This window comes from Thermomonospora umbrina (assembly GCF_003386555.1).
GTDB classification, from domain to species: domain Bacteria; phylum Actinomycetota; class Actinomycetes; order Streptosporangiales; family Streptosporangiaceae; genus Thermomonospora; species Thermomonospora umbrina.
The window spans coordinates 174,514-199,376 of the sequence record NZ_QTTT01000001.1 but is presented as its reverse complement, the minus strand read 5'-3'; the positions used below and the strand labels follow the sequence as shown (position 1 = coordinate 199,376).

Here is a 24,863-nt window from a genome sequence, read left to right as displayed (position 1 = left end):
CGGTCACGCCGGCACGGCGGTCGGGCGGACCGGGGCCGGACCCGGGCCGGTCGCGGCGGGCCGGCGGGGACCTCCGGGAGGTCAGGAGTGGAACACCTCGACGTTCTCCAGGACGCCGAGCGCGTCCGGCACCAGGACGGCGGCCGAGAAGTAGGCGCTGACCAGGTACTTGATGACGGCCTGGTCGTCGATGCCCATGAAGCGCACCGACAGGCCCGGCTGGTACTCGTCGGGCAGACCGGTCTGGTTGAGCCCGATGACGCCCTGGTCGTCCTCGCCGGTGCGCATGACGAGGATCGAGGTGACACCGTCGGCGGTGACCGGGATCTTGTTGCAGGGCAGGATCGGGACGCCGCGCCAGGCGGGCACCGGCTTGCCGTTCAGGTCCACGGTGTCGGGGTACAGGCCGCGGGCGCTGCACTGGCGGCCGAACGCGGCGATGGCCCGCGGGTGCGCGAAGAAGTAGTGCGAGCTGCGCCGGCGCGACAGCAGTTCGTCCATGTCGTCGGGGGTGGGCGGGCCGGTCCGCGTGTAGATGCGCTGCTTGAGGTCGGCGTTGTGCAGCATCCCGAACGCGCGGTTGTTGATGAGCTCGTGCTCCTGCCGCTCGCGCAGGGCCTCCACCGTCAGGCGGAGCTGCTGCTCGACCTGGTTCATCGGCTCGTTGTAGAGGTCGGCGACCCGGGAGTGCACCCGCAGGACGGTCTGCGCCACGCTCAACTCGTACTCACGGGGGGACAACTCATAGTCCACATAGGTGCCGGGCAGCATCGGCTCGCCGGAGTGGCCCGACGTCAGCGAGATCTCCGCCTCGCCGTGCTTGTTGGTCGGGGCGGCGGCGTCGGGTCGGAACGCCGCCACGTGCGCGCGCAGGGCGTCCGAGCGGTCCAGCATCGCCCGGAACGCCGGGGCGGGGAGCGCCAGCACCGTGCAGGTCGTCGCCGCCCTCGCGGTGAAGCCGTGGGTGCCGGGCTCGTCCAGCAGCGCGCGGTCGCCGAGGTAGTCGCCGTCGGCGAGGATGCCCAGCCCGATCTCGTCGCCGTACTTGCCGGTGCCCACCTTGCCGACCTTGCCGTGCGCGATCAGCAGGACGTGGTCGACCGGGGCCCCCGCCTCGACGATCACCTCGCCGGGCGCGTACTCGCGCTGCTCGAAGCCGTCGGCCAGCGCCTCGAGCACCTCGGGATCGCCGAAGCCGCGCAGCGCGGGCAGCTCGCCGAGCTCGGCCGGGATGACCCGCACGTCGGCGCCGATGCTGGTGAACGTGACCCGCCCGTCGCCGAGCTGGTAGGTGAGCCGCCGGTTGACCCGGTAGGTGCCGGCGCTGACCTGGACCCACGGCAGCAGCTTCAGGAGCCACCGCGAGGTGATGTTCTGCATCTGCGGCACCGACTTGGTCGTCGATGCCAGATTGCGTGCCGCCGCCGTGCTGAGGCTGGTCTGCCCGTTCACGACCTCGATATCCGGTATGCCCGTGTCCACCGGCTCCGTCACGATGTCCCACCGCCCATTCACACTCGCCTGACTGGACCCATCAGCCCGGGAGCGTAGGAAGGTCCCGATATCGCGGACCATGGTCCGTTCCACGGGGTGGAACGCCGTGATGATCGGGGAACGGATCCGATCCATGAATGTTCGTGGCAAGGACTGTGCGGAAGCGTGGTCAAGTAATTACCCTCGGTGGTGAGCCGTGCCGACCTGATCGACGAACACCTCATCGAGGGAGAAGCCGTGTCCACTGCCGTGGAGGTTGCACAGCGCGCCGGGTCCGCCGGCGCGATCGGACGGGCGATGGCGGTGCTTGACTGTGTCGGCGGGAGGAGCGGTCCCACCAGCCTGGCGGAGATCTCCCGGCGCACCGGGCTGCCCAAGTCCACCGTTCACCGGCTCCTGGGCACCCTGGAGGCCCAGGGCGCGGTGCGTCGGGCGAGCGCGGGCTACGTGCTGGGGGAGACCATCAAGCGGCTGTCCGACGGGGGCGAGACGGCCCGCCGGGACTCGCTGCGGCACCTGCTCATGCCGCACGTCGCCGAGCTGTACGAGGCGACGCGGCTGCCGACCAGCCTGGCCGTCCTCGACGGGCGGACGGTGGTGCGCCTGGTCACCCTGTACCCCCGCACGCTGGCCGGGCCGGTGCTGCGCAGCGCCGACCGCACCCCGGCGGAGGAGACCGCGCTGGGTCGCCTGCTGCTGGCCTACCGGCCGGCCCAGACGACGCTGGAGCCCGAGTTGGTGCGGATCCGACGGGCCGGGATCGCCTTCCAGGAGGAGGAGCACCCGGGCGGGATGGCCGCCATGGCGGTGCCGATCACCGCCCGTCCGGCCGACGGCGCCGCCGCGATCGGGCTCACCGGCCCGGCGGGCGACCTGGTCGGGACGGGTGTCGAGGCGCTGCTGCGGCGCACGGCCCTGGACGCGCGGCTGACGCTGCGCCGCCATCAGGCGGCGCTCCGATGACCCGGGCGGCGGAGGTCGGGGCGGGCGCGGCTGCGACCATGGGTCCATGGACAACGGCGCCCATGAGCACGCGTCCCTGACCTATGCGTCGTACCTGGCGCTGGACGAACTGCTGGCCGCGCAACGGCCGCGGTCGGACGAGCACGACGAGATGCTCTTCATCGTCGTCCACCAGGTGTACGAGCTGTGGTTCAAACAACTGTTGCACGAGCTGGATCACCTGCAGCGGCGTCTGGAGCAGGGCGACTCCGCGCACGCCCTGCGTGGCCTGGACCGGGTGCTGTCGGTGCTCAAGGTGGCGGTCGCGCAGGTCGACGTGCTGGAGACGATGATGCCCAGCCGTTTCGCCGGCTTCCGGGCGCGGCTGGACGCCGCGAGCGGCTTCCAGTCCGCCCAGTTCCGGGAGCTGGAGGCGGTGCTCGGGCGGCGCGACGAGAGGGTCGCCCGGCACCATCCGGCGGGCGGCGCGGCCCGTGAGCGCATCGCGGCGGCGATGGCCCGGCCCTCCCTGTACGACTCGTTCCTGGCGTACCTGCGCGTCCACGGCCACCCGGTGCCCGAGCGCCCCGACGTCCGCCGCCCGCCGGAGCCGTCCGAGCGGGCCCAGGAGGTGCTGCTCGAGGTGTACCGGGACGACGGCGCGCCCGCCTCGGTCTGCGAGCGTCTGGTGGACCTCGACGAGGGCCTGCAGGAATGGCGGTACCGGCACGTCAAGATGGTCGAACGGACGATCGGCGACAAGTCCGGCACGGGCGGCTCCTCCGGCGCCGACTACCTGCGCGCCACCCTGTTCACCCCGATGTTCCCCGACCTGTGGGCCGTGCGGAGACGCCTCTGAGCCGTCCGGCACGGGAGCGCACGAGCCGGCCCCGACCGGGGTCGGGGCCGGGGCGCGGGAGCGTCAGGACGGGTGGGGCGGTCGCTGGTCCGGAGGGACCCCGCCGCCCTTGCCTCCGCCCTTGCGGCCCTTGTCGGTGCCGTGCGGGTGGCCCTTGCCCACGGTCTGCCGGGTCTGGCCCGACCGCGCGGCCTTCTCGGCGGCGTCGTGCGTGGTGCCGCCGCGTTCCGAACGACGCTGCTCCGGCTGTTGCGGCTGACCCATGATCCTTCACCTCCATGGTGGTCTCGCAGGCGGACCTACCCGTCAGAAGGCGGTGAAACGGGCCCCGGCGGGTCGGGGAGGTGGCGAGGGTCGGCCCGGGTCACGACGGCCACCCGCACCGGTCCGTCGTCGCCCTCGGTGAGGTCGGTGAACGTGCGCAGGCCGATCTTGGCGGCGACCCGGGCGGACCCGATGTTGTCGGGTCGATAGCGGGCGATCACGGTCTCCGCCCCGACCCGCTCGAACGCCTCGGCCACCATCGCGGCGGCGGCCTCGGTGGCGATGCCGCGGCCCCAGGCGGCGGGCTCCACGCACCAGCCGATCTCCAGGGCGGGCTCGGCGACCCCTTCCAACGGGGTGCTCGGCCGGCCCAGCGACACCAGTCCGAGGAAGGCGCGGTCGGCCCTCGAACGGATCGCCCGCCACCCGAAACCGTGCTCGGCCCAGTGCCGCAGCGCCCGCACGTGCCGACGGGCGGCGTACTCGGCGCTCCACGCGCCGGGGCCGAGGTGATACATCACCCGCTCGTCGGCCGACATGCGACGCAGGTCCGACGCGTGCCGTTCCCGCCATGCCTCCAGGACCAGGCGGCGGGTGGTCAAATCCCCCATCTGTCCGAGGCTAGCGCTTTCCGGCTTGACCTCAACCGGGGTCGAGGTCGCACTCTGGTGGTCCGTAACGAGTCACGGAACGAGGGACGTCATGCGCGCGGTGTGGTTGAGGGAGTTCGGCGGCCCGGAGGTGCTGGTCGCGGGGGATGCGCCCGACCCGGCGGCGGGTCCGGGGCGGGTCGTGGTCGACGTGGCGTTCGCGAACATCACGTTCGTGGAGACCCAGTTCCGGGCGACGGGCGCGGGACCGTTCCGGGTGGAGCCTCCGATCATCCCCGGCAACGGGGTCGGCGGCGTGGTGGCCTCGGTCGGCGAGGGTGTCGACCCGGGGCTCGTGGGCCGGCGTGTGATCACGAGCACGGGAGGGTCGGGCGGTTACGCCGAGCGCGTCGCGGTCGACGCCGAGAGCCTGTTCGAGGTCCCGGACGGACTGGCGCTCGACACCGCCGTCGCCCTCCTGGCCGACGGTCGTACCGCGACCATGCTGGTGCGGGCGGCCGGGCTGCGCGAGGGCGAGACGGCGCTGGTGGAGGCTGCCGCCGGGGGCGTCGGCTCGCTGCTGGTGCAGTTGGCGCGCGCCGCCGGGGCCAGGGTCGTCGGGGTGGCCGGGGGAGCGCACAAGACCGCGCTGGCCCGGGACCTGGGGGCGGATGTGACGGTCGACTACCGCGACCCGGACTGGACGGAGCAGGTCCGCAAGGCCGTCGGTGAGGTGGACGTGGTGTTCGACGGGGTCGGCGGCGACATCGGACGCGCCGCGTTCGACCTCGTCGGCCGCGGGGGTCGGATGCTCAGCTACGGCCTGGCCAGCGGCGAATGGGCCGGCATCCCCGAGGAGACGGCCGCCGCGCGCGGCGTGTCGTTGCCCCAGCTCCAGCCCACCCCCGAGTTGGTCCGTTCCGCCACCGAGAGCGTTCTGGCGGAGGCGGCGGCGGGAGGGGTGCGCCCGGTGATCGGCCAGCGCTTCCCCCTCGACCGGGCCGCCGACGCGCACGCCGCGATGCAGTCACGCGCCACCGTCGGCAAGACCCTCCTGGAGGTGTGAGGGTCCGCAGTCCTCGGCGGGACGCACGGGGACACGGACCGTCTCGATCCAGCCCGGCGGGTCGGGCGGCGTGTCCCCGATGAGGGCGGCGATGAGGCGGCAGGACGGCGACTGCTCCGGCCACGGCGTGAACCCGTCGGTGAGGACGATGACCACCTGGGGCCGGTCGGGCGAGGCAAGCGCCGAGGCGATCCCGACCCGCACGCAGCACCCCCGTCACCTCACCGAGGGCGGCGGCGAGGTCGTCCTCGCCCATCGAGCCGGAGGTGTCGATCACCACGGCGACCCGGGGCAGCGGACGGCGCAGGCTCGGCAGCACCACCCCGCGCAGGGCGCCGGTCCGCCGGGACGGCCGGTGGTAGGTGTAGTCGATCGCGCCGCCCGCCCACACCACGGCCTCCCGGACGGCGCCGCGCAACACCCGCCGCCAGTCCACGACGGGCTCCAGGATCTGCTCCGACCAGCGCCGCCGGCCCCCGGGCAGGTCGCCGCGTGCGCGGTGGTGGGAGCGCATCGCCTCGGCGGAGCGGTCGGCCGCGTTCGGCCGTGCCCCCGCCGCCGGCAGCGCCTGGACCGGCCCGGGCGGGCCGCGCTCCGCGGCGGCGTGCAACGGGGCTCGGGTGGCGCTCCCGCGCCCCGGGCTCACCGGTAGACGCTGCCGATGGCCCGCATGTCGGGGTGGGCGCGTTCCGCCGGGCGCAGGTGCTCCCTGAATCGGCGTTTGACCTTCCGCGGGATGTCCGGGCCGAGGCCCACGTACTCCAGTCGGGTGCCGTCGGTCACGCCGGCGAGGAGCGCCTTGGCGCCGCGTCCGGTGATGCCCGTGTGGCGCAGCTCCAGCCGCCGCAGCGGGCTGCCCGGCAGGGCCTCCGCCAGGATCGCGGCCCCCTCGTCGCCGGTGACGTTGGCGGGTGCGCCGAGGGCGCGCTCGGACGGCGGACGGCCGAGGTCGAGCGTGTCGATGCCGGTGAGCGCCCCCGCCAGGGCCCGTGCCCCGGCGACGCCGACACCGTTGCCCCCGAGTCCCAGCCGCACGGGGCGGGACGGGTCGGCGTCGCCGACCGCCCGGGCGAGCGTGGTGACGCCCTCGTCGCCCAGATGATTGGCGGGCAGGAACAGCTCCCGGACCCCCGCGTCGCGGATCAGCGCGGCCAGCACGTCGGCCGCGTCGGGACCGAGCCCGTTGCCGCCCAGGAACAGGCGCTCGATGGGCCGGGGACGCTCGGCGAGCGCGTTCAGCAGCGCCCGCAGGCCGTCGGTCGTGAGGCCGGTGTTGACCAGGTCGAGGGTGCGGATCGTGGTGTTGGACCGCAGCACGGCGGCGATGGCACGGGCTCCGGCGTCGCCGATCGGGTTGCGCTTGAGCCACAGCGCCCGCACGGTGTCGTCGCCCGCCAGCGCTCCGGCGAGGGCCTCGACCCCGTTCGCCTCGATGCGGTTGCAGCCGAGGTAGAGCGTCTCCAGCCCGTGACCCGGCCGCAACTCGGCGGCGAGGGCCACGGCCCCCGCGCGGCCGATGCCGTTGGTGCCGAGCAGCAGGTGGCGGGCGAGCGGGGAGCCGACGACCGCCGGAAGGAGCCGGGCCGCCCCCTCCGGACCCAGACCCTGCTTGCAGAGGTCGACACGGCCGTCGGCGCGCAGCGTCCCGAGCGGGAACGTCTCGTCCTCGGTGACCGGCTCGGCGGCGGCCAGCCGGGCGAGCAGCGGGGCCAGGTCCGCCGGATCGGCGGCGGGCACGTCCGGATGCTCGATCGCGGGGCAGCGTACGGGCGTCGGTTCGGTCATCACCACTCCACCGGTCGGTAGTCCTTGAGGAAGAGGCCGGACATGCGCTCGCCGCCGACACCCGCCACGATCGGGTGGTAGACGCGAGCGGCCCCGTCGACGACGTCCAGCGGGGGCCGGAACCCGGCCGCGCGCTGCGCCGCCTTGGCCGGGTGGGGCCGCTCGTCGGTCACCCACCCCGTGTCGACGCTGTTCATGTGGATGCCGGACCTCGCGTAGTCGGCGGCGGCCGTGCGGGTCAGCATGTTGAGGGACGCCTTGGCCATGTTGGTGTGCGGATGCCGCACCGTCTTGCCCTTGCGGGAGAAGCTGCCCTCCATCGCCGAGACCTGCACGACGTACCGGTCCGGGAAGGGCGACGCCTCCATCGCGTCCCGCAGTCGGGCGGTGAGCAGGAACGGCGCGAACGCGTTGATCACGTGCACCTCCAGCCACTCGGCCGGGTCGACCTCGTGCAGCCGCAGACTCCAACTGTTGCGGTCGCGCAGATCCAGCGGCTGGCCGGTCTCGTCGGTGAGCCCGGCGGGGAACAGCGCCTCCGCCGCCGCCCCGGCCACCGGAACGGGCAGGAGGGCCGTGCCGTCGTCGCCTCCGGTCAGGGCCGGGGGACCGCCCTCGCGCACGTCGACGAGGGCCGCCGGGCCGGTCGGCGGCTCGGCCTCGAGCTCCAGCACCTCGCGGTGGTACGCGCGCGGCCGCCGGATGGTCTGGGCGGCGTTGTTGACCAGGATGTCGAGGTGCCCGAACCGCCGCTCCACGAACGCGGGCAGCTCGGCGACGGCCGGCACGTCGAGGAGGTCGACACCGTACACGTGCAGCCGGTCGAGCCAGTCGCCGTGGTCGGGGACGGCGGCGAAGCGACGCGCGGCGTCACGGGGGAACCGGCTGGTCACCAGCACCTCGGCCCCGTCCCGCAGCAGCTTGAGCGCCACCTGGAACCCGATCTTGATGCGTCCGCCGGTCACCATCGCCCGACGTCCCCGCAGGTCGCATCGGGCGTGGCGGTGCGCCGCGTTCACCTCCGCGCACTCCGGGCACAGCAGGTGGTACTCGGAATGGACCCGCCGGTAGGACGTCTTGCACACGTAGCACCGGCGCGGCGCGATCAACGCGCCCACCGTGCCCATCGTGCCGACGGGGTCCGGCGGGGGAGCGGTCGGCGGCGGCGCGGGGTCCTGCTCGGCGAAGCGGGCGGTGGACGCCAGGACCTCGTGGTCGTGACGGCGGCGCTCGGCGCGACGGGCCACCTTGCGGGCCCGCTTGCCCGCCCGATGGGTCTGGTCGACGGCCCGGCGGACCGCGGCCCAGCGGGGATCGTCGGGGTCGGCCCCCCGGACGTGGGCGAGCACCCGCAGGCACGCCTCGATCTCGGCGTCGGTCGGCGGCGCGGCGTCCCCGTCCGGTGTGTGCTCCACCGGGCCGGTGGTCACGGCCATCGACACTCCTCACGCGCGGACGGCAGGACCGGCCGGCTGCGAACCGGTGTCCTCCGACGAGCGGTCGGGCGCGACGATCTCTGCGCCACGGCCCCGCCGCGCGAGCAGAGTAGCGAACAGGACGGACATTCCGCCCGTCAATAAACGATCTACGGCCGGGCGGTCAGTCGGGCACCAGCACCGCGGCCCCGTTGACCCGGTCGGCGGCCAGGTCCGCCAGGGCCCGGTCGGCGTCGGCCAGCCCGTAGGCCGTGGTGGTGACCGCGAGCGGAAGCCGCCCGGCCAGCCGGAGGAACTCCTCGCCGTCGGCCCGGGTGTTGGCGGTCACCGAGCGGACCTGCCGCTCCTGGAACAGGTGCCGCCGGTAGTCCAGCGCGGGCACGTCGGTGAGGTGGATCCCGGCGACGGCCAGGGTGCCGCCCCGGTCGAGGCGTTCGAGCGCCACGGGGACCAACGCCCCCGCGGGGGCGAACACGACGGCCGAGTCCAGCGGCTCCGGCGCCTCGTCGAACGAGCCCCCCGCCCACACCGCCCCCAGATCCAGGGCCAGCCGGCGCGCCGTCGGCGAACGGGTGAACACGTACACCTCCGCGCCCTCCGCCATGGCGATCTGCGCGGCGAGATGGGCGGACGCGCCGAAGCCCCAGATGCCCAGCCGCCCGCCCGGAGGCGGCTCGGCGCGGCGGAGCGCGCGGTAGCCGATGATGCCGGCGCACAGCAGCGGGGCCAGCTCGACGTCCTCGCGCCCGGCGGGCAGGTCGTACACGTAGGCGTCCGGGGCGACGGCGTACTCGGCGTACCCGCCGTTGGCGTCCCACCCGGTGTAGGCCGAGCGCGGGCACAGGTTCTCCGCGCCGCGCCTGCAGTACCGGCACGAGCCGCAGGTGTGCCGCAGCCAGGCGACGCCGACGCGGTCGCCCGGCCCGTGCAGGCAGCCCGGACCCGCGGCCACCACCTCGCCGACGATCTCGTGCCCCGGGACGACGCCCGGCAGCCGGGCGGGCAGATCGCCCTCGGCGACGTGCAGGTCGGTGCGGCACACCCCGCAGGCCCGCACCCGCACCAGCAGGTCGCCCGGGCCGGGCTCGGGAAGGTCCCACTCGACCGGCTCGAGGGGCCCGGTGTCGATCGGGCCGGGTGCTGTCACGCTCCACGCTCGCACCCCCTTACCGTACGTCGATCAGCGCAGGGCGTGCCCCGTGGTGACGTCGACATGGCCCGGAATCTCGTCGTGCCGGTCACCGACCGAGGACGTGCCGGTCGGCTCGAACATCAGGATCGAGGCCCCGGCGGGCGACGACGGTCGGTGCTCGGTCCCGCGCGGCACCACGAACACCGAGCCCTGGGGCAACGTGACCGAGCGCTCGCCCTCGTCGTCGCGCAGGGCGATCGTCAGCTCCCCGTCGAGCACCAGGAAGAACTCGTCGGTGTCCTCGTGGGCGTGCCACACGTGGTCCCCGGCGACCTTGGCGATCCGTACGTCGTAGTCGTTCACGTGGGCGACGATGCGCGGGCTCCACAGGTCCTCGAAGCGGCCGAGGGCGGTGCGCAGGTCGATCGGCTGGTCGTTCATGCGTTCATCCTGGTCGGTGGCCCGCGCACGTCGGAAGTGCTAGGAATCGCATATGTCGCAACGATCCTCGCACCGGGTGGCGGTGCTCGTCGACGAGGGCTCCAACCCCTTCGAGCTGGGCGTCGCCACCGAGCTGTTCGGGCTGCGGCGGCCCGAGTTGGACCGGCCCTGGTACGACTTCACGCTGTGCGCGGCGACACCCGCCGTCCGCATGCACGGCGGGATGTTCACGCTCACCGGGGTGGCCGGGCCGGAGGCGGCCGACGCCGCCGGCACCCTGATCGTCCCCAACCGGCCCGATCCCGAGGCGACGCCGTCGCCGCCGGTGCTGGACGCCGTCCGCCGCGCCGCCGCCGAGGGCGCCCGGCTGGTGGGGCTGTGCACCGGCGCGTTCACGCTGGCGGCGGCCGGGGTCCTGGACGGCCGCCGGGCGACCACCCACTGGCGCTGGGCGGAGGCGTTCGCCGCCCGGCATCCCGCCGTCCGGCTCGAACCCGACGTGCTGTTCGTGGACGACGGCGACGTGCTGACCTCGGCGGGCAGCGCCGCCGCGCTGGACCTCGGCCTGCACCTGATCCGCCGCGACCACGGCGCGGAGGTCGCCAACGCGGTGAGCCGTCGCCTGGTGTTCGCCGCGCACCGCGACGGCGGCCAGCGCCAGTTCGTCGAACGGCCCGTCCCGCGGGTCCCCGACGCGTCGCTGGCCCCCGTCCTGGCCTGGGCGCAGGAACGCCTCGACCGACCGCTCACCGTCGCCGACCTGGCCGCCCGCGCCGCCGTCAGCCCGGCCACGCTGCACCGCCGGTTCCGTGCGGAGCTGGGCACCACGCCGCTGGCCTGGTTGACCGGCGAACGGGTGGCGCTGGCCTGCCGGCTGATCGAACGCGGCGAGGCCCGGCTGGACGCGGTCGCCCGGGCCAGCGGCCTGGGCACCGCCGCCAACCTCAGGACGCGGCTGCGGGCCCACACCGGGCTCGGGCCGGCCGCCTACCGGCAGCGCTTCGGTCGGTGATGTATCGGATGAAGGCCAGGGATGCGGGCCGGTGGCCTCCGGCGGCACCCGTGACCGGGTCCGCTCGCCCGGGCCGGTGCGGGCTCCCGGTTCGCCTGGCCGGGTGCCCCAAGATCGCCCTAGTGATCGGCAAAGCCGTCCACCGGACGGCGGTGGGGCGCGTCGCGGCTGTCTAGCGTGACGGGGTGGCCACCGCGCATCCGCCCTCCCGTCCGCCCGACGGCGTGCGGGCCCGAGTCGGGCGCTCGGTCTATCTGGCGCCCGTGGTGATCACGATGGTGGTCGCCGCCGCCGCGGCGCTGTTCGCGGGCTCGTACTGTCTGGCGATGGCGAAGCCGACCCCGCATCGGATGCCGATCGGGGTGATCGGCGCCTCCGCGCGCGGCGCCGAACTCGTCACGGCGCTGGAACGCGGCATGGGTACCACCTTGGACGTGCGCCGCCTCGCCGACCTGGAGGCCGCCCGCCGGGCCGTGGAGCGTCAGGAGGTCTTCGCCGTGCTGCGCCCCGAGGGCGGCGGGGCCCGGCTGGACGTGATCGGCGCGGCCGGGGCCTCGGTGGCCCGCCTGTTGGAGGAGGCCGGCCCCCGCGCGGGCCGGGCGGTCGGGATCCCGGTCACCGTGGTCGACGTGAAGCCGCTGCAGCGGACCGACCCCCAGGGGCTGGCGATCTTCTACATCTCGCTGGCGGCGGTGATCACCGGTTTCGTCGGCGCCATCCAGCTCAGCGTGCACGGACGCGCCCTGCGACCCGCCGAGCGGATCGCGTTCACCCTCGGCTACGGGATGCTCGGCGGATTCGCCATCGCCGCGGCGGTGGACTGGGGTCTGGACGTGCTGGACCTGCCCTTCCCGATCTCCTGGACCGTCCTCTCGCTGACGATGGCCACCAGCGGCATGGTCTTCACCATGTTCAACACGCTGGTCGGCCGCTGGGCGATGCTCCCCACCTGGGGCCTGATGGTGATCCTCGGCAACCCCTCGTCGGGGGGCGCGGTCTCCTGGCCGCTGCTGCCCCAGCCGTACGGCGCGATCGGTCGGTGGCTGCCGCCGGGCGCCTCGGTGAACGCCCAGCACAACGCCATCTACTTCGGCCACGACCAGTCCCTTCAGCCGTTCCTGGCATTGACGGGATGGTTGTTGGTTTCGATCGCCGTGTTCTGGGCATGGCGCGACCGGCATCCGGGAGGCAGGCCGGCCACGGCTTCTGCCTAGCCGCCGCATGCCCTTTTTCGGGCCATTCATAAGATCATTCATGTTGTGTCCGAAAATAGGGTCAGAAGTGTGATGAGTTCCGCACTCCAAGTGGTGCAGGAAGGCTGAAGCGCTCCTTTTCGTGCTTCGACACACTGTTTCGGGTCCGTTACAGGGATCCGGCAGTGAAGGAGCGCCTCCTTGACGCCCACCCAGCCCGAAGCTCCGACCCGCGAAGCCTCGGAACCCGGCCCGCTCATCCGGCGGGCCCGATCCCACGTCCGTCCCGCCCCGTACCGCGGGGCGCAGGTCTTGGCGGTGGGTCCGCCGGGACCGCGGCTGGAACTGGTGCTGGAGACCCTCGAGTCCGGCGGGCACCAGGTCCACCACGCCGCCCCGGGCGAGGTCCGCCGTGAGGTCCGGCTGTCGCGGCCGGACGCCGTCGTCGCCCTCGCCGGGGAGGAGGGCGGCCTCGAGGTGATCCGGGAGGTCCGCGACGTCCCGGCCGGACGGGCCGCCCCGCTCGTCGTCGTCACGCCGGAGCTCGGTTCGGACGGCGTCGTCGCCGAGCTGCGCAACGGCGCGGACGACTGTCTGCCCGACGCCTCGGTCCCCGCCGAACTGCTCGCCCGCGTCGAGGTCAAGCTGCGCCGCGTGCCGGTGCCGGTCGAGCACCTGCCGATGGACCCCCGCACCGGCCTCTACTCCCGGGCGCACTTCATGGACGAGGTGGACCGGGAGCTGCAGCGCCCGGAGCCCGGCCCGCGCGGCGGCGTGGTGGCCGTCGTCGGCGTGGCCGAGATGGGCGCGCTGGAGGCCCGCCTCGGCCCCCGGGTCCGACGGGAGGTCGCGGAGCGGATGGCCGCCGTCGCCGAACGCCTCGGCCGGCCCAGCGACCGCTTCGGCTGGCACGACGGCGGCCGGCTGCTGATGCTGCTGCCCGGCGTGGACGAGGAGGCCGCCCGGCACGCGCTGCGCGCGTTCGCCGAGGCGGTCGCCGGCACCCGGTTCATCGTCGCCGACGAGAACGTGCTCCTCACCCCGCTGATCGGCTGGGTGCCGCTGGCCGTGTGCGGCGACCACGCCGAGGTCCTGGAGCGCGCGTGGGTGGCGGCGGGGGAGGCGGCGCGGCACGGCGACCTGCGCCCCGTCCGCTATGAGCCGTGGATGCGGGAGGACCGCGAGCGCCGGGGCCTGCCGGCGGCGTTCGCGCGGACCCTGATGCCCGTCCTGTCGCCGCTGCTGATGGTCCTCGTCGGGGTCGGGGTGCCGCTCGCCGGCTACATGCTGGCCGACCGGTTCGGCTGGACGGTCGCGCCCGTCATGTACTGGGCGATCTCGGGGGCGCTGGTGCTCGGCGCCGTGCTCGTCATGCTCGAGTGCCTGTTCACGTTGGACTCGGTGCCCCGGCCGCCCGCCCCCGCGGCCCCGTACCCGGCGGCCAGCGCGGTCATCGCCGCGTACCTGCCGAACGAGGCGGCCACCATCGTCGACACCGTCGAGTCGTTCCTGGGGTTGGACTACCCGGGTCCGCTGGACATCGTGCTGGCCTACAACACGCCGCACCCGCTGCCGGTCGAGGAGACCCTGCGCGAGATCGCCCGCCGCGACCCGCGACTGGTGCTGCTCCCCGTGCCCGGCAGCACGTCCAAGGCGCAGAACCTGAACGCGGCCGTGACCCGGGTGCGCGGCGAGTTCGTCGGGGTCTTCGACGCCGACCACCATCCGCATCCCACCTCGTTCATGCTCGCCTGGAACTGGCTGTCGCACGGCTACGACGTCGTCCAGGGCCACTGCGTGGTCCGCAACGGTGACAGTTCCTGGGTGGCGCGGCTCGTGGCGGTGGAGTTCGAGGCGATCTACGCGGTCAGCCATCCCGGACGGGCCCGGATGTACGGGTTCGGGCTGTTCGGCGGCTCGAACGGGTTCTGGCGCACGGACCTGCTCGCCTCGACCAGGATGCACGGGTCGATGCTCACCGAGGACATCGACTCCACGATGCGGGCGCTGGAATCGGGGGCGCGCATCGCGGTGGACCGCGAGCTGATCTCCCGGGAGCTGGCCCCGACCACGCTGCGCGCCCTGTGGAACCAGCGGTCCCGCTGGGCGCAGGGCTGGATGCAGGTCTCCCACAAGTACCTGTGGTCGTCGCTGACCTCGTCGACCTTCGGCCGCCGGCAGAAGCTCGGGCTGTTCGTGCTGCTCGGCTGGCGGGAGCTGCAGCCCTGGTTCACCCTGCAGATGCCGGCGATCCTGGTGTACTCGATCTGGCGGGCGGGCGGTGTCGGCGGCCTCGACTGGGCGGTGCCGCTGTTCCTGCTCGCCACCCTGGTCACCGCCGCGACCGGGCCGATGCAGGCCGCGTTCGCCTGGCGGCTGGCGGCGCCCACGGTGCGGCGGCGACGCCGATGGCTGCTGTGGTACCTGCTGGCGTCGACCCTCTTCTACGGCCACTTCAAGAACCAGGTCGCGCGGAACGCCCACCTGAAGGAGGCGCTGGGCGTCCGCCAGTGGCGCGTCACGCCGCGGGCGGCGAGGGGCGGTGAGTAGGACGATGGCGACCGTCTCACCGAACGGCTCCCGCCCCGGCGTGCGAGGGATCAAGGAGGTCGCGCATCCCCCCGAGGGCGCCCCGTCCGGGGGCCGGATGCCGGAGCTGGAGGGCTACCGGGGCCTGGCGGCGATCAGCACGGTCGTCTTCCACGTCTGGCAGCACTACACGCGGTACGGCCCCGAGGGCGCGCGGCCCCCGGTGACGAACCCGGTGCTGGGCACCCTGCTGTCACTGGAGGTGGTGGACCTCTTCTTCGTGCTGTCGGCGTTCCTGCTGACGCTGTCGTACGCCCGCGCCGCGATCGACCGAACCCCGTACAATCCGGCGAGGGTCTTCCTGTTCCGCCGGGCGGTGCGGATCCTGCCGCTGTACTGGTTCGCGATCACGTTCGTGTGGGCGACCCGCAATCCGGAACTGCCCGGCGACTGGCGGGACCTGCTGGAGCATCTGACGTTCACCCAGGTCTTCGACACCGAACGGATCTTCTACACGATCGGCCCGGCCTGGTCGATGTCCCTGGAGATCATGTTCTACGGCGCCCTGGTGATCCTGGGACCGGCCGCCGTGCGGGCCTGCCGCCCCATCGCACGACGCCGAACCCGGGTCGCCCTGTGCGCGGCCGGATGCCTGGTCGTCTACGCCGTCCCCGTGATCTGGCTGGCGGTGGCCCGGTACGCCCTGCACATCCCGCACACCGAGTGGTCGGCCTACTTCGGCCCCCAGGCACGCTTCCACGCCTTCGGCGCCGGCATGTTCCTGGCGGTGCTCCTGGTGGCCCTGGGCGACCGCGCCCGCGTGGGCGGCTGGTCGAGGCGAACGCTCCTGCTGACCGTCCCCGCCGCCCTCCTGGTCCTCACCTGGCTGGCGGACGACACCCACAGCCCCTTCCATCTCTTCTACCACCCGGCCTGCGCCCTGCTCTGGACGATCCTCATCTACGCGACGGTGCACGTCACCCGCGTGGGCCGCTGGCAGCGCGTCCTGCGCGCCCGCCACCTCACCGGCGTGGGCCTGGTCAGCTACAGCCTCTACATCTGGCACGAGCCCATCATGATCGCCCTGGGCGACGCCGGCCTCCTGCCCACGACCCAGTCGGGCTTCCCCCTGGCCATCGCGATCATCCTGGCCACGGCACTCCCCGCCGCCGTCCTCAGCTACTGGTGCATCGAGTACCCCACGGCCCTGCTCCGCCGCCTCCGAGACTCCGCCCACCGCCCCCGCGACTACTACCCCACCATCACCCACTAAAGGGGCGGGCGGGGGAGGAGGAGGGAAAGGGCGCGTGGGGGCGAAGCCCCACACCGGGGGGTCCGGGGGGTCGCCCCCCGGGAAAACACTGCGGCCCTCCGGCGAAGCCGACCCGAAGGGTCGGCGAGCACGGAAGGCCGGCACGGGGGGTCCGGGGGGCCGCCCCCCGGGAAAACACTGCGAGCCCCCGGCGAAGCCGACCGAAGGTCGGCGAGCACAGGGGCCCGGCACGGGGGGTCCGGGGGTCGCCCCCCGGGAAAACACTGCGAGCCCCCGGCGAAGCCGACCGAAGGTCGACGAGCACAGGGGCCCGGCACGTGGGCGATACTGGGATTGAACCAGTGACCTCTTCCGTGTCAGGGAAGCGCTCTCCCACTGAGCTAATCGCCCTTAGAGGTGGAGACGGGATTTGAACCCGTGTACACGGCTTTGCAGGCCGTTGCCTCGCCTCTCGGCCACTCCACCAGAAGTGAGGCCGCGCTGCTCGGCCCCTCAGAGCGGACGACGGGATTCGAACCCGCGACCCTCACCTTGGCAAGGTGATGCTCTACCACTGAGCCACGTCCGCTTGCGGCTGCCGGGTCGTGCCCGGCTGCGCACTGGTAACTGTAGCGGAATCCGGCGGCGGTTGCGCACTTCGGGGGTGCGGCGGGCGGGGGGTCGGTTTGCTCTGGGATGGTCGCGGTAAGACACGCTGATGACGTCTGAGAGCCATCCCCACAGAACGGGCGGGGGCCCCGAGACCCCCGCCGAGCGCGCCGATCGCAACTTCGTGGAGTTGCTGCAGGGTTTCCGTGTCGCCGTCACCGGTGTGCAGGTGTTGTTCGCCTTCCTGTTGACCGTGCCCTTCTCTCCGGGATTCGCCCGGGTCGCCGAGGGGGACCGGCGGTTGTTCTACGTGTCGTTGTTGGGGGCGGCGGTGGCGTCGTTGTTCTTCATCGCCCCGGTGGCCCAGCATCGTGTCCTGTTCCGCCAGGGTCTGAAGGAACCGCTGGTGCATCGTTCGAACGTGTACGGCATGGTCGGGACGTTGTCGCTGGGGGTGTCGATGACGGCGGCGACGCTGCTGGTGGTCGACTACCTCTTCGACGGGCTCCTTCCGATGATCACCGCGGGGATCATCGCCGTGCTGGCGACGTGGCTGTGGTTCGCCGAGCCGTTGCTGCGCCGGATGAACGGCGGTGACCACGACTGACGGGTCGATCGCCATGCCCTGGGGGTCCTCGGGCCGTTCACCGGGCGTTGGGCGGGCGGTGGTGCGGGTGCGGTTCGATCATCCGGCGTAGCCCAGTGTCGACCGCCGGGAGGCCGGTATGAGGACCCGCACGTTCGTCTTGCCCGCGGCGGCGGCCGTCGCGCTCGCCGTGTCGGGGGTGCCGGCGGGCACCGCCGCGGCGTCCGCGGTGGGCCGTCCGGACCGGCCGGGGTTCTGTTCTCCGTCGGCGTCGCTGCTGGGCTTCTCCGACGCGTTGGACAAGTCCGAGGTGTCGGGGACCGCGGTGTCGGGCCTTTCGGCGCTGGGTCTCGACGGTCGGGGCCGCGCGGTGGCGCTGGTGGACAACATCGGCACGACGCCGGCGCGGATCGTGGAGTTCTCGCTGCGGCGCGGCCGGAACGGTCTCGACGTCGCGGCCTCGGGCGCCACCACGCTGAAGCGGCCGGACGGGACCCCGTACAACGGCGGGGACTTCGACGGCGAGGGCCTGGTGATCGAACGGGGCGGGCGGACGGTGCTGGCGAGTTCGGAGAGCGAGCCGTCCATTCGGCGGTTCCGGAGGGGCGACGGCGGGCAGTCGGCGGAGCTGCCGGTCCCGGAGCGGTTCAGGGTGGCGCCCGCGGGTCAGGCGGCCCGCAACCAGACGTTCGAGTCGCTGGCCGCGTCGCCCGACGGCCGGACGCTGTACGGGGGCATGGAGGGCTCGCTGGCCCCGGATGGGCCGGGCGCGGTGCGCATCCTGAGCTACCGGGGCCGTCCGGGCGGGGCCTACGAGCCCGCCGCGCAGTACGCCTACCGCACCGACGCGTCGCTCGGGCTGGTGGAGCTGGTCGCGTTGGGCGACGGGGGCCTGTTGGCGTTGGAGCGGGGGTTCACGGCGGGCGTCGGCAACACCGTGCGCGTCTACCGGGCGTCCACCCGGGGCGCCCGGGACGTCACGGACGTCGGGTCCCTGCGGGACGAGCCCGGTGCCGCGCTGCGCAAGGAGCCGGTGGTCGACCTGGTCGACTGCCCGCCGTCCGGTGCGACGGCGCGGCAGCCCCAGCCCAATCCGCTGCTCGACAACGTCGAGGGCATGGCGCTCGGCGGGCCCGCGTCCGGCGGTCGACGGGTCCTCTACCTGGTGTCGGACGACAACGGCAACGCGGCGCAGATCACCCGCGTGTACGCCCTGTCGGTCCGGCTCGGTCGCATGTCCTGAGGCCGGGGGCGGCTCACGGCTCGTCGAGGGCGGCGCGGACGGCGGGGACGATCTCGTGGGTCCAGCGGCCGAGGGTGAGGTCGGAGCGCGGGTCGTCGGAGTCGAAGTACACGAAGCCGTTCGCGCCGTGTTCGCGGACGGCGACGACGAGTTCCTCGACCCACTGCCCGACCGAGCCGCCGAGCCAGCGGCCGGACTCGTCGCGGGTGGCGGGCAGCGGGTCGGCGGTGATCCGGGCGAGCACGTTGAACACGTCGACGACCTCGGCGGGGTCGCGTCCGGCGGCGGTCGCGGCCGCGTCGATGTGCGGACGCGATTCGCGGTAGAGGGCGCTGGTCCAGTCGGCCGCGTGCGGCACCACCCAGCCGTCGGCGACGCGGCCCGTCACGGCGAGGGACCTGGGCCCGACCGAGCCGGTCCACACGGGCGGGACCGGGACGGGGGCCGGGGACAGCTCGGTCACGCGGTGGAACTCGCCTTCGAAGGTGACCGGCTCGCCGCCGCCCGCCAGACTCTTGATGAGGACGATCCCCTCCTCCAGGGAGCGCACGGCCGCTCCGGGGGTCAGCGCCTGCGCGCCGAACCGGGTGATGTCGTCCCACCGCCAGCCGGCCCCGATGCCCAGCACGATCCGACCGCCCGACAGCGCGGACAGCGAGGTGAGGGTGCGGGCCAGCAGGGGCGCGGGACGGACCGCGAGGTTGGTGACGGTCGCCACCGCGGTGATCCTCGACGTGTGGCCGAGGAGCACGCCCAGCGCGGCGTACGCCTCCAGGCGGTCGGCCTCGTACGGATGGTCGGTGACGGAGATGAGGTCGAGCCCGCCCTCGTCCGCCCGGACGGCGTCCCGGAGCAGGGCGGCGGCCGAGGCCACGGGGATGTTGGGCCCGGGACCGTACCCGAATAGCGTCTTCGTCGTCATGACGCCCTTTCTAGAGGCGGCCCGGGAACCGGCCGGTAATTCGGATCAGCGGACGCGGGCCTCCGAGCCGACGCGGCGCAGGCTCTGCCGGTAGAGCGAACGCAGCCGCTGCCGATCGGGGACGGGGGCGGGGTGCGACAGTTCCAGCGCGCCCTGGTAGCAGCGGGCCGCGACGTGGTGCTCGCCGGCCATGCCGGCGCGGTGTCCCGCGTCGGTGAGCGCCCGGTTGGCCTGCTCGGTGAGGACGGCGATGGATCGGTCGTCGTTCGCGGCCAGGGCGATCATCTGCCGGTGGTGGTGCACGAGCCGGTCGCCCTGATCGGCGGGCAGACCGGAGATCCACGCCGCGGCCCTCCGGTGCATGACGATGCGGTGCTTGCGCGGCAGTTGCGCGTAGGCGACCGCCCGGAGCAGCGCCTGACGGAACGCGTGGCCCGCCGGGGTGCGGCACAGCACGCCCTTGCGCTCCAGGATCCCCAGCAGTGCGGCCACGTCGTCGGCGGAGCGCTCGGACACCGCCGCGACACCCTCCGCCGACGCGGCCGGTTCGAAGACCGCCACGCTGCGGAGCACGAGCCGTTCCGCGACCGGTAGGGCGTCGAGCCTTACCGTGAGCAGGTCGCGGACCCGGGGCGGTATCGGCGGCGGGCCGGCGGGGCGGTGCGGCGGCAGTCGCGCGTACTCCTGGGCGAAGAGCGGGTTCCCCCCGATCAGCGGCAGCAGGTCGGGGGAGAGGGTGCCGGCCATCGCGGTGATCTCCGTGTCGGCGAGCGGCCCGAGGACGATGGCCGAGGCGTCCGGGGCCGCGTCGATCGGCCGCTCGGGGCGCGTGGTGGCGATGACGAGCAGGGGGCCCCGGTCCGGCCGTTCGTGCATGCCGGTGACGAGGTCGAGGAACGCCGCCGGCGTGCGGTGGAGATCTTCGACCACCGCCACCAGCGGCGTGCGCGCCGCGAGCACGTCGAGCCGGTGCGGCCCCGGACCGGACGCGCCGTCGGAGCTTGCCTCCGACGCCGGCCGGTCCGCCGGGCAGCCGGGACGCCACGGATCCGGCCGGGCGATCCCCAGGGAGGCGGCGTCGCCGGAGACGACGCGGACGGCGCCGACCCGTTCGCGCACCTCCCTGCCGAACTCGCTCACCAGCCGGCTCTTGCCGATGCCCGGCTCGCCGACGACGGTGACCAGGTGCGACCTGCGTTCGCGGAGGGTCTCGTCCAGCAGCTCCCAGAGGCGTTCCCGCTCCTTCTCCCGGCCGACGAACGGCGGGTTCGGCGGCGGCGGGACGGCCGGCGGTCGGTCGTCGGTCACGTTCCAACCCGACACCGGATCGCCGGCCCGCCGGCCGAACGGGCGCCCGGCCGCGCGGCGGGTGCGGTCGCAGACGCGGACGCCGTCCGGCCGGGCGTGCGCCAGCATCCGGCGGCAGGCGTCGAGCACGGCGCCGGTCAGTTCGGCGGGCTCGGCGTCGTGCTCGTCCCGGTAGACGGCCAGGACCTCGCCGGTCGCCACCGCGAGCCGCGCCGTGGCGGGGCGCGCCGTGCCGAGCCGACGCCGGATCGCCAGGGCCGCCCCGATCGCGCGTGCCGCGTCGTCGCCGTGCGCCCGGGGCACGCCGAAGACGACCAGCCGGTAGGGGCCGAGCGGTCCGCGGACGAGCCCGCCGAAGTGGGCCGCCTCCGCGTCGATGATCCGGTCGACCTCGGTCAGCACCTCGTCGACGCGCTCGGGGTCGTCGGTGTCGGCGTTCACCCGTGCCTCGACCAGGACGACGCTCGCGTGCCTGCGTTCCGCCATCGGACGCTTGGACCGCTCCCGCGGGGGAGCCGGCGGGGCGGGCGCCGGGGCCGCCTTCGAGGCGGGGACGAGGAGGTCGGGGTCCTGGGCGAGGATCGCGCGCTGAAGCCGGTGCAGCTCGGGGGCGGGATCCAGGCCGAACTCCTCCACCAGCACGGTGCGGGTGCGGTGGAAGGCGGCGAGGGCCTCCGCCTGCTGCCCGCATCGGTAGAGCGCGAGCATCACCAGGCCGCACAGCCGTTCCCGTGCGGGCTCCGCCTCCGCGACGGCGCCCAGCTCGCCGAGCAGCTCCCGGTGGAGGCCGAGGGCGAGTTCCGCCTCGGCGCAGTCCTCCAGCGCGGTGAGCCGTTCCTCTTGGAGCGCGGCCGGTTCCGGCCAGGCCGCCGCGATCTCGGAGAGGTCGGCCAGCACGGGGCCCCGCCACAGTCCGAGCGCCTCGCGGAGGTGCCGGGCCGCCGTGTCCCACGCCTCCGCGCGGAACGCCGTGCGTCCGTCCCTCACCAGGTCCCGGAAGTCGGCGAGATCGATCCGGTGGGGATCGAGGCGCAGCATGTAGCCGGGGGCGACGGTCCGCAGCGACACCCGTTCCTCGGCGGCGAGGACGTCGCGCAGCGCGGCGACGGCGTTCTGCACCATCTTGCGGGCCGTCGCCGGCGGGTCGTCGTCCCACAGGGCCCTGACCAGGTCGGCCGTGGCGACGACCGCGTTGGGATGCAGGAGCAGGAGCCCCAGGGCGGCGCGCCGGTGCAGGCCGCCGAGCGGGACGGGGACGTCATCCTTGATCACCTCGAGCGGACCGAGCAGGTTGAACCGCACACTTCCCCCGTTCGAGCACTGCTGGGAGCGGACAGGGGACCCGTGGCCGGGAGACCCGGTGGCAGTGTACGACCATACCTACTGATTTAGTAGGTAATACGGAGAAAGAGAAGTCGGCGTCGGTCAACCGGCTGGGGATCGGGTCGTCGTCCGCAGGTCCGCCGGGAGCTGCCGCCGATCCCTGACGTTCAGCTTCCGATAGACCCGGGTGAGGTGCTGCTCGACGGTGCTCGGGGTCACGAACAACCGGTCGGCGATCTCGCGGTTGGTGTAGCCGAGCACCGCCAGCGAGGCGACGCGCCGTTCCGACTCGGTCAGCGCGGCGATCCCGGCGGGCCCGGCCGAGGGCGTCGCGGGGCCGCCGAGGTCGCCCGACACCGCCAGCAGGTCGCGCGAGAGCGCCGCCATCCCGCCCACCTCGGCCAGATGCAGCGCCTGTCGCAGCAGCAGCCGGGCGCGCCGCCGGCCGCCGCGGGCCAGGTGCGCTCGACCGAGGCCGGCCAGGACCAGGGCCTGTTCGTACCGGTCCCCGGACGCCTCGGCGAGTTCGAGCGCCTCGGCCAGCAGCGGGAGACGGCGGTCGGCCGGTCCCGCCGAGGCGAGCACCCTCAGCGCCGGGCCCCGCACCCGGGAGGCGTGCGCGCCCGGCCGCCCGAGCTGTTCGCGCACCAGACGCCGGGCCTGCTCCCGTTGGCCCAGCCGCACCCACGCCTCGGCCGCGTCCGTGCGCCAGGGGATCAGCCCCGCCGCGTCCAGGCCCCAGTCACGGACCAGATCCCCGCAGGTCAGGAAGTCGGCGATGGCGGCGTGGAGATGTCCGGTCGCCATCCGGTGATGGCCCCGGGCATAGCGGTGGTACACCCCGGCGAAGCTCCGCTCCGCCCCGTCGGGGATCGGACGCGCGAGCTGTCGCGCGGCCTCGTCGTGGTCGCCCGTCCGGGTGGCGGCCAGGATGAGCGTGCCGTACGGCAGCCCGACGGTCACGCCCCACGCCTGCGGCGGCAGATGGGTGAGGGCGGCCCGCGCGTGCTCGGCGGCCGGCGCCGGATCGCCCAGCCGCAGCGCGACCTCGGCGCGCGCGGCGGCGAACAGCGCCCGCACCGTCGGCAGTGTCCGCGCCTCGGCCTCGGCCGTGAGCCGGTCGCACCACTCCACGGTGGTCTCGAGCCGGTCGGCGAGGATCAGCACCTGCAGCGCCGTCATCGCCGCCTCCTCCGCCCACGGGTCGCGGCGGTGCAGCACCAGGTCGCGCAGCGTGCGCTCGGCGTGGTCGGCCGCGCCGTGGGCCCGGTTGCGGGCCAGCGCGTCGGCCAGGACCGCCGCCGACCGGAGCACCGGATCGATGCGCGGAGCCGTCACGGCGCCGGGCGGCTCGGGGGCGCGCCGGTCCCGGGCGAGCGGCGGATGCCGGTAGGCGAGCCACGTCTCGAGGTCGAGGATCCCGCCGCCGTCCCGTCCCCGGGCGTGCTCGGCGTGCGCCCGCAGACGGGCGAGCACCTCGGCGGCCTCGGCGTCCCTGCCGTGCCACAGCAGATGCTTGACCAGCACGGTCGCGTCCCGCACGCCGAGCCGGTCGGCGCGCACGGCGGCGACCAGCGGCGTCAGGTGCCGGGCGGCGGCGGCCGGGTTGAGCTGCCACTCGGCCTGCGCCAGCCGCGCCCGGATCGCGGCCCGACCGCGGTCGTCGCCGTGCGCCCGATGGGCCGCTTGCAGGCACTCGACCGCCACGTCCGGCCGGTCGTCCAGCAGGGCCTGCTCGGCCGCCTCCGAGAGCACGGCGGGGGCCCACGGCTCGCCCGTGTGGTCGGCGGCGAGCAGGTGACGGGCCACGACCGACGCGGGCGCGGCCGCCTCCTGTCGAAGGACGGCGGCGCGGCGATGGAGCTCCCGACGATCCCGCGGCGGAAGGTCCTCCAGCACGGCGGCCCGCGCCCCGGGATGACGGAACCGCATGCCGTCGAGCAGCCCGGCCGCCCGCAACGCGCTCAGCGCGTCGGCCCCGTCCGCGCCGTCCGCCCCGGCCAACCGCGCCAGATCGGCCGCGTCGGCGTCGTCGCCCAGAACGGCCAGGGCCCGCGCGGTCCGCAGATGCGCGGGCTCGCCCCCGTGGAGAAGGTTCTGCACCGCCGGCGAGAGGCTCCGGCCGCCCGGGGTGCGTTCATCCTCGATCAACGCCTCCAGCAGCAGCGGGCTGCCGCCGCTGTGCTCGTGCAGATCGGCGGCCAGACGGGGCACCGCCTGCGCGCCGAGTCGGTCCGCGACCAGTCGCGCGGTCCCGGCGGCCGAGAGCGGGGCGAGCGTCAACCGCCGCACGTGCGGCAGCCGGCACAGGTCGGCGAGGAGCCGTTGCCGCCCGCCGGTCGCCGTCGGGCCGTCCGTCATCACGAGCAGAACGGGCGCCGACCGCAGCCGCCGGGCCAGGAACAGCAGCAGGCGCAGGGACTCGTCGTCGGCGTGGCGCAGACCGTCCACACCGATCATGAGCGGCCGATGGTCGGCCAGCCGGGCGAACGCCGTCGCCAGCTCCGCGTGGGCGCGCACGTCCTCCGCGGCGTCGGGGGCGCGGGTGAGCGGTGTCCGCTCGACCAGCCCCTCCGCCAGCAGTTGGTTCACCACGCCGAACGGCAGGGCGCGTTCGGCCGGGGCGCAGTCGGCGTCGAGCGTCGTGAACCCCATCCGCCGCGCGCGTTCGGCGCAGGCGCGCAACAGTGCGGTTCGGCCGCTGCCGATCGGCCCGTCCAGCAGGACCGTACGGCCGCGCCGCGCCCTGCAGTCGGCGAGAAGACGTTCCAGATGGTGCAGGTGCTCGTCTCGTTCCAACAGTGTCGGCACTCTTCCCCCTCCAGCGTTCTCCATCCGAAAGGAATGCACGGAGCCGTCGTCCACCTTCGATGCGGA

20 protein-coding genes, 3 tRNA genes and 1 pseudogene are annotated in these 24,863 nt (G+C 74.2%); 9 read left to right on the top strand and 15 right to left on the bottom strand.

Annotation, left to right across the window (positions count from 1 at the left end):
- Positions 1-81: 81 nt before the first annotated feature.
- A complete protein-coding gene (locus tag DFJ69_RS01005) occupies positions 82-1,494 on the bottom strand; it encodes a family 2B encapsulin nanocompartment shell protein (RefSeq protein ID WP_245973904.1) in 1,413 nt (470 codons plus the stop codon).
- 237 nt (positions 1,495-1,731) lie between these two features.
- Between DFJ69_RS01005 and DFJ69_RS01000 the strand changes: the two genes are divergently transcribed.
- Together DFJ69_RS01000 and DFJ69_RS00995 are read left to right on the top strand one after the other, a co-directional pair.
- A complete protein-coding gene (locus tag DFJ69_RS01000; protein ID WP_147312159.1) occupies positions 1,732-2,457 on the top strand; it encodes an IclR family transcriptional regulator in 726 nt (241 codons plus the stop codon).
- A gap of 46 nt (positions 2,458-2,503) precedes the next feature.
- Entirely contained in the window at positions 2,504-3,295 is a 792-nt protein-coding gene (locus tag DFJ69_RS00995; RefSeq protein WP_116020718.1) for a tryptophan 2,3-dioxygenase, read from the top strand.
- A gap of 63 nt (positions 3,296-3,358) precedes the next feature.
- On the opposite strand, the gene DFJ69_RS00990 is transcribed toward DFJ69_RS00995, so the two are convergent.
- Positions 3,359-3,559 carry a hypothetical protein gene (locus tag DFJ69_RS00990; protein ID WP_116020717.1) on the bottom strand — a complete coding sequence of 67 codons (201 nt, stop codon included), beginning with the start codon at positions 3,557-3,559 and terminating at the stop codon, positions 3,359-3,361.
- A gap of 35 nt (positions 3,560-3,594) precedes the next feature.
- Positions 3,595-4,170 carry a GNAT family N-acetyltransferase gene (locus DFJ69_RS00985; protein ID WP_116020716.1) on the bottom strand — a complete coding sequence of 192 codons (576 nt, stop codon included), beginning with the start codon at positions 4,168-4,170 and terminating at the stop codon, positions 3,595-3,597.
- 91 nt (positions 4,171-4,261) lie between these two features.
- Between DFJ69_RS00985 and DFJ69_RS00980 the strand changes: the two genes are divergently transcribed.
- The gene (locus DFJ69_RS00980; protein WP_116020715.1) at positions 4,262-5,215 is read left to right on the top strand and encodes a zinc-binding dehydrogenase; all 954 of its coding nucleotides are present in this window, start codon (positions 4,262-4,264) and stop codon (positions 5,213-5,215) included.
- On the opposite strand, the gene DFJ69_RS34790 is transcribed toward DFJ69_RS00980, so the two are convergent.
- The 6 genes and pseudogenes from DFJ69_RS34790 to DFJ69_RS00955 form a co-directional block, all read right to left on the bottom strand.
- Complete coding sequence (locus DFJ69_RS34790) at positions 5,177-5,419, bottom strand: hypothetical protein (RefSeq protein WP_211329053.1); 243 nt, start codon at positions 5,417-5,419, stop codon at positions 5,177-5,179. The genes DFJ69_RS00980 and DFJ69_RS34790 overlap by 39 nt on opposite strands.
- A 157-nt stretch (positions 5,420-5,576) precedes the next feature.
- A pseudogene (locus DFJ69_RS36405) lies at positions 5,577-5,729 on the bottom strand (DUF2201 family putative metallopeptidase); the annotation flags it as partial.
- 128 nt (positions 5,730-5,857) lie between these two features.
- Positions 5,858-7,000, bottom strand: coding sequence for a leucine-rich repeat domain-containing protein (locus tag DFJ69_RS00970; RefSeq protein WP_116020714.1), 1,143 nt, complete (start codon positions 6,998-7,000; stop codon positions 5,858-5,860).
- Complete coding sequence (locus DFJ69_RS00965) at positions 7,000-8,436, bottom strand: SDR family NAD(P)-dependent oxidoreductase (RefSeq protein ID WP_116020713.1); 1,437 nt, start codon at positions 8,434-8,436, stop codon at positions 7,000-7,002. Before DFJ69_RS00965 ends, DFJ69_RS00970 begins: the two co-directional genes overlap by 1 nt.
- A gap of 163 nt (positions 8,437-8,599) precedes the next feature.
- The gene (locus DFJ69_RS00960; RefSeq protein ID WP_116020712.1) at positions 8,600-9,598 is read right to left on the bottom strand and encodes a zinc-dependent alcohol dehydrogenase family protein; all 999 of its coding nucleotides are present in this window, start codon (positions 9,596-9,598) and stop codon (positions 8,600-8,602) included.
- A gap of 18 nt (positions 9,599-9,616) precedes the next feature.
- On the bottom strand, positions 9,617-10,009 hold the full coding sequence (locus tag DFJ69_RS00955; protein WP_116020711.1) for a cupin domain-containing protein: 393 nt from the start codon (positions 10,007-10,009) through the stop codon (positions 9,617-9,619).
- A gap of 52 nt (positions 10,010-10,061) precedes the next feature.
- Between DFJ69_RS00955 and DFJ69_RS00950 the strand changes: the two genes are divergently transcribed.
- From DFJ69_RS00950 to DFJ69_RS00935, 4 genes are all read left to right on the top strand, one after another.
- Complete coding sequence (locus DFJ69_RS00950; protein WP_116020710.1) at positions 10,062-11,021, top strand: helix-turn-helix domain-containing protein; 960 nt, start codon at positions 10,062-10,064, stop codon at positions 11,019-11,021.
- A 185-nt stretch (positions 11,022-11,206) separates the two neighbouring features.
- Positions 11,207-12,235, top strand: a complete 1,029-nt coding sequence (locus tag DFJ69_RS00945; RefSeq protein WP_116020709.1) for an ABC-2 transporter permease — start codon at positions 11,207-11,209, stop codon at positions 12,233-12,235.
- 180 nt (positions 12,236-12,415) lie between these two features.
- Complete coding sequence (locus DFJ69_RS00940) at positions 12,416-14,764, top strand: glycosyltransferase (RefSeq protein WP_211328467.1); 2,349 nt, start codon at positions 12,416-12,418, stop codon at positions 14,762-14,764.
- A gap of 4 nt (positions 14,765-14,768) precedes the next feature.
- Positions 14,769-16,016: an acyltransferase family protein gene (locus tag DFJ69_RS00935; protein WP_116020708.1), complete on the top strand. Its 1,248-nt coding sequence runs from the start codon at positions 14,769-14,771 to the stop codon at positions 16,014-16,016.
- A gap of 318 nt (positions 16,017-16,334) precedes the next feature.
- Here the strand turns inward: DFJ69_RS00935 and DFJ69_RS00930 are convergent.
- The 3 genes from DFJ69_RS00930 to DFJ69_RS00920 form a co-directional block, all read right to left on the bottom strand.
- Positions 16,335-16,406: transfer RNA gene (locus tag DFJ69_RS00930), tRNA-Val, on the bottom strand.
- 4 nt (positions 16,407-16,410) lie between these two features.
- Positions 16,411-16,481: transfer RNA gene (locus DFJ69_RS00925), tRNA-Cys, on the bottom strand.
- 31 nt (positions 16,482-16,512) lie between these two features.
- Positions 16,513-16,584: transfer RNA gene (locus DFJ69_RS00920), tRNA-Gly, on the bottom strand.
- A 129-nt stretch (positions 16,585-16,713) separates the two neighbouring features.
- Here DFJ69_RS00920 and DFJ69_RS00915 point away from each other — a divergent pair.
- Positions 16,714-17,211, top strand: coding sequence for a DUF6328 family protein (locus tag DFJ69_RS00915; RefSeq protein ID WP_116020707.1), 498 nt, complete (start codon positions 16,714-16,716; stop codon positions 17,209-17,211).
- A 118-nt stretch (positions 17,212-17,329) separates the two neighbouring features.
- Complete coding sequence (locus tag DFJ69_RS00910; protein ID WP_116020706.1) at positions 17,330-18,433, top strand: esterase-like activity of phytase family protein; 1,104 nt, start codon at positions 17,330-17,332, stop codon at positions 18,431-18,433.
- A gap of 13 nt (positions 18,434-18,446) precedes the next feature.
- Here DFJ69_RS00910 and DFJ69_RS00905 read toward each other — a convergent pair whose 3' ends face one another.
- From DFJ69_RS00905 to DFJ69_RS00895, 3 genes are all read right to left on the bottom strand, one after another.
- A complete protein-coding gene (locus DFJ69_RS00905) occupies positions 18,447-19,355 on the bottom strand; it encodes an LLM class flavin-dependent oxidoreductase (protein WP_116020705.1) in 909 nt (302 codons plus the stop codon).
- A gap of 45 nt (positions 19,356-19,400) precedes the next feature.
- Positions 19,401-21,965, bottom strand: a complete 2,565-nt coding sequence (locus DFJ69_RS00900; protein ID WP_116020704.1) for an ATP-binding protein — start codon at positions 21,963-21,965, stop codon at positions 19,401-19,403.
- A 123-nt stretch (positions 21,966-22,088) separates the two neighbouring features.
- Positions 22,089-24,797, bottom strand: coding sequence for an AAA family ATPase (locus DFJ69_RS00895; protein WP_211328466.1), 2,709 nt, complete (start codon positions 24,795-24,797; stop codon positions 22,089-22,091).
- Positions 24,798-24,863: the final 66 nt, after the last annotated feature.

Bases quoted from the DNA above. Each gene is read 5' to 3' on its own strand.
- DFJ69_RS00965 (WP_116020713.1), bottom strand. From the start codon at position 8,436: ATGGCCGTGACCACCGGCCCGGTGGAGCACACACCGGACGGGGACGCC.
- DFJ69_RS00980 (WP_116020715.1), top strand. From the start codon at position 4,262: ATGCGCGCGGTGTGGTTGAGGGAGTTCGGCGGCCCGGAGGTGCTGGTC.
- DFJ69_RS00950 (WP_116020710.1), top strand. From the start codon at position 10,062: ATGTCGCAACGATCCTCGCACCGGGTGGCGGTGCTCGTCGACGAGGGC.
- DFJ69_RS00990 (WP_116020717.1), bottom strand. From the start codon at position 3,559: ATGGGTCAGCCGCAACAGCCGGAGCAGCGTCGTTCGGAACGCGGCGGC.
- DFJ69_RS00955 (WP_116020711.1), bottom strand. From the start codon at position 10,009: ATGAACGACCAGCCGATCGACCTGCGCACCGCCCTCGGCCGCTTCGAG.
- DFJ69_RS00995 (WP_116020718.1), top strand. From the start codon at position 2,504: ATGGACAACGGCGCCCATGAGCACGCGTCCCTGACCTATGCGTCGTAC.
- DFJ69_RS00935 (WP_116020708.1), top strand. From the start codon at position 14,769: ATGGCGACCGTCTCACCGAACGGCTCCCGCCCCGGCGTGCGAGGGATC.
- DFJ69_RS00915 (WP_116020707.1), top strand. From the start codon at position 16,714: ATGACGTCTGAGAGCCATCCCCACAGAACGGGCGGGGGCCCCGAGACC.
- DFJ69_RS00970 (WP_116020714.1), bottom strand. From the start codon at position 7,000: ATGACCGAACCGACGCCCGTACGCTGCCCCGCGATCGAGCATCCGGAC.
- DFJ69_RS00905 (WP_116020705.1), bottom strand. From the start codon at position 19,355: ATGACGACGAAGACGCTATTCGGGTACGGTCCCGGGCCCAACATCCCC.
- DFJ69_RS00910 (WP_116020706.1), top strand. From the start codon at position 17,330: ATGAGGACCCGCACGTTCGTCTTGCCCGCGGCGGCGGCCGTCGCGCTC.
- DFJ69_RS00985 (WP_116020716.1), bottom strand. From the start codon at position 4,170: ATGGGGGATTTGACCACCCGCCGCCTGGTCCTGGAGGCATGGCGGGAA.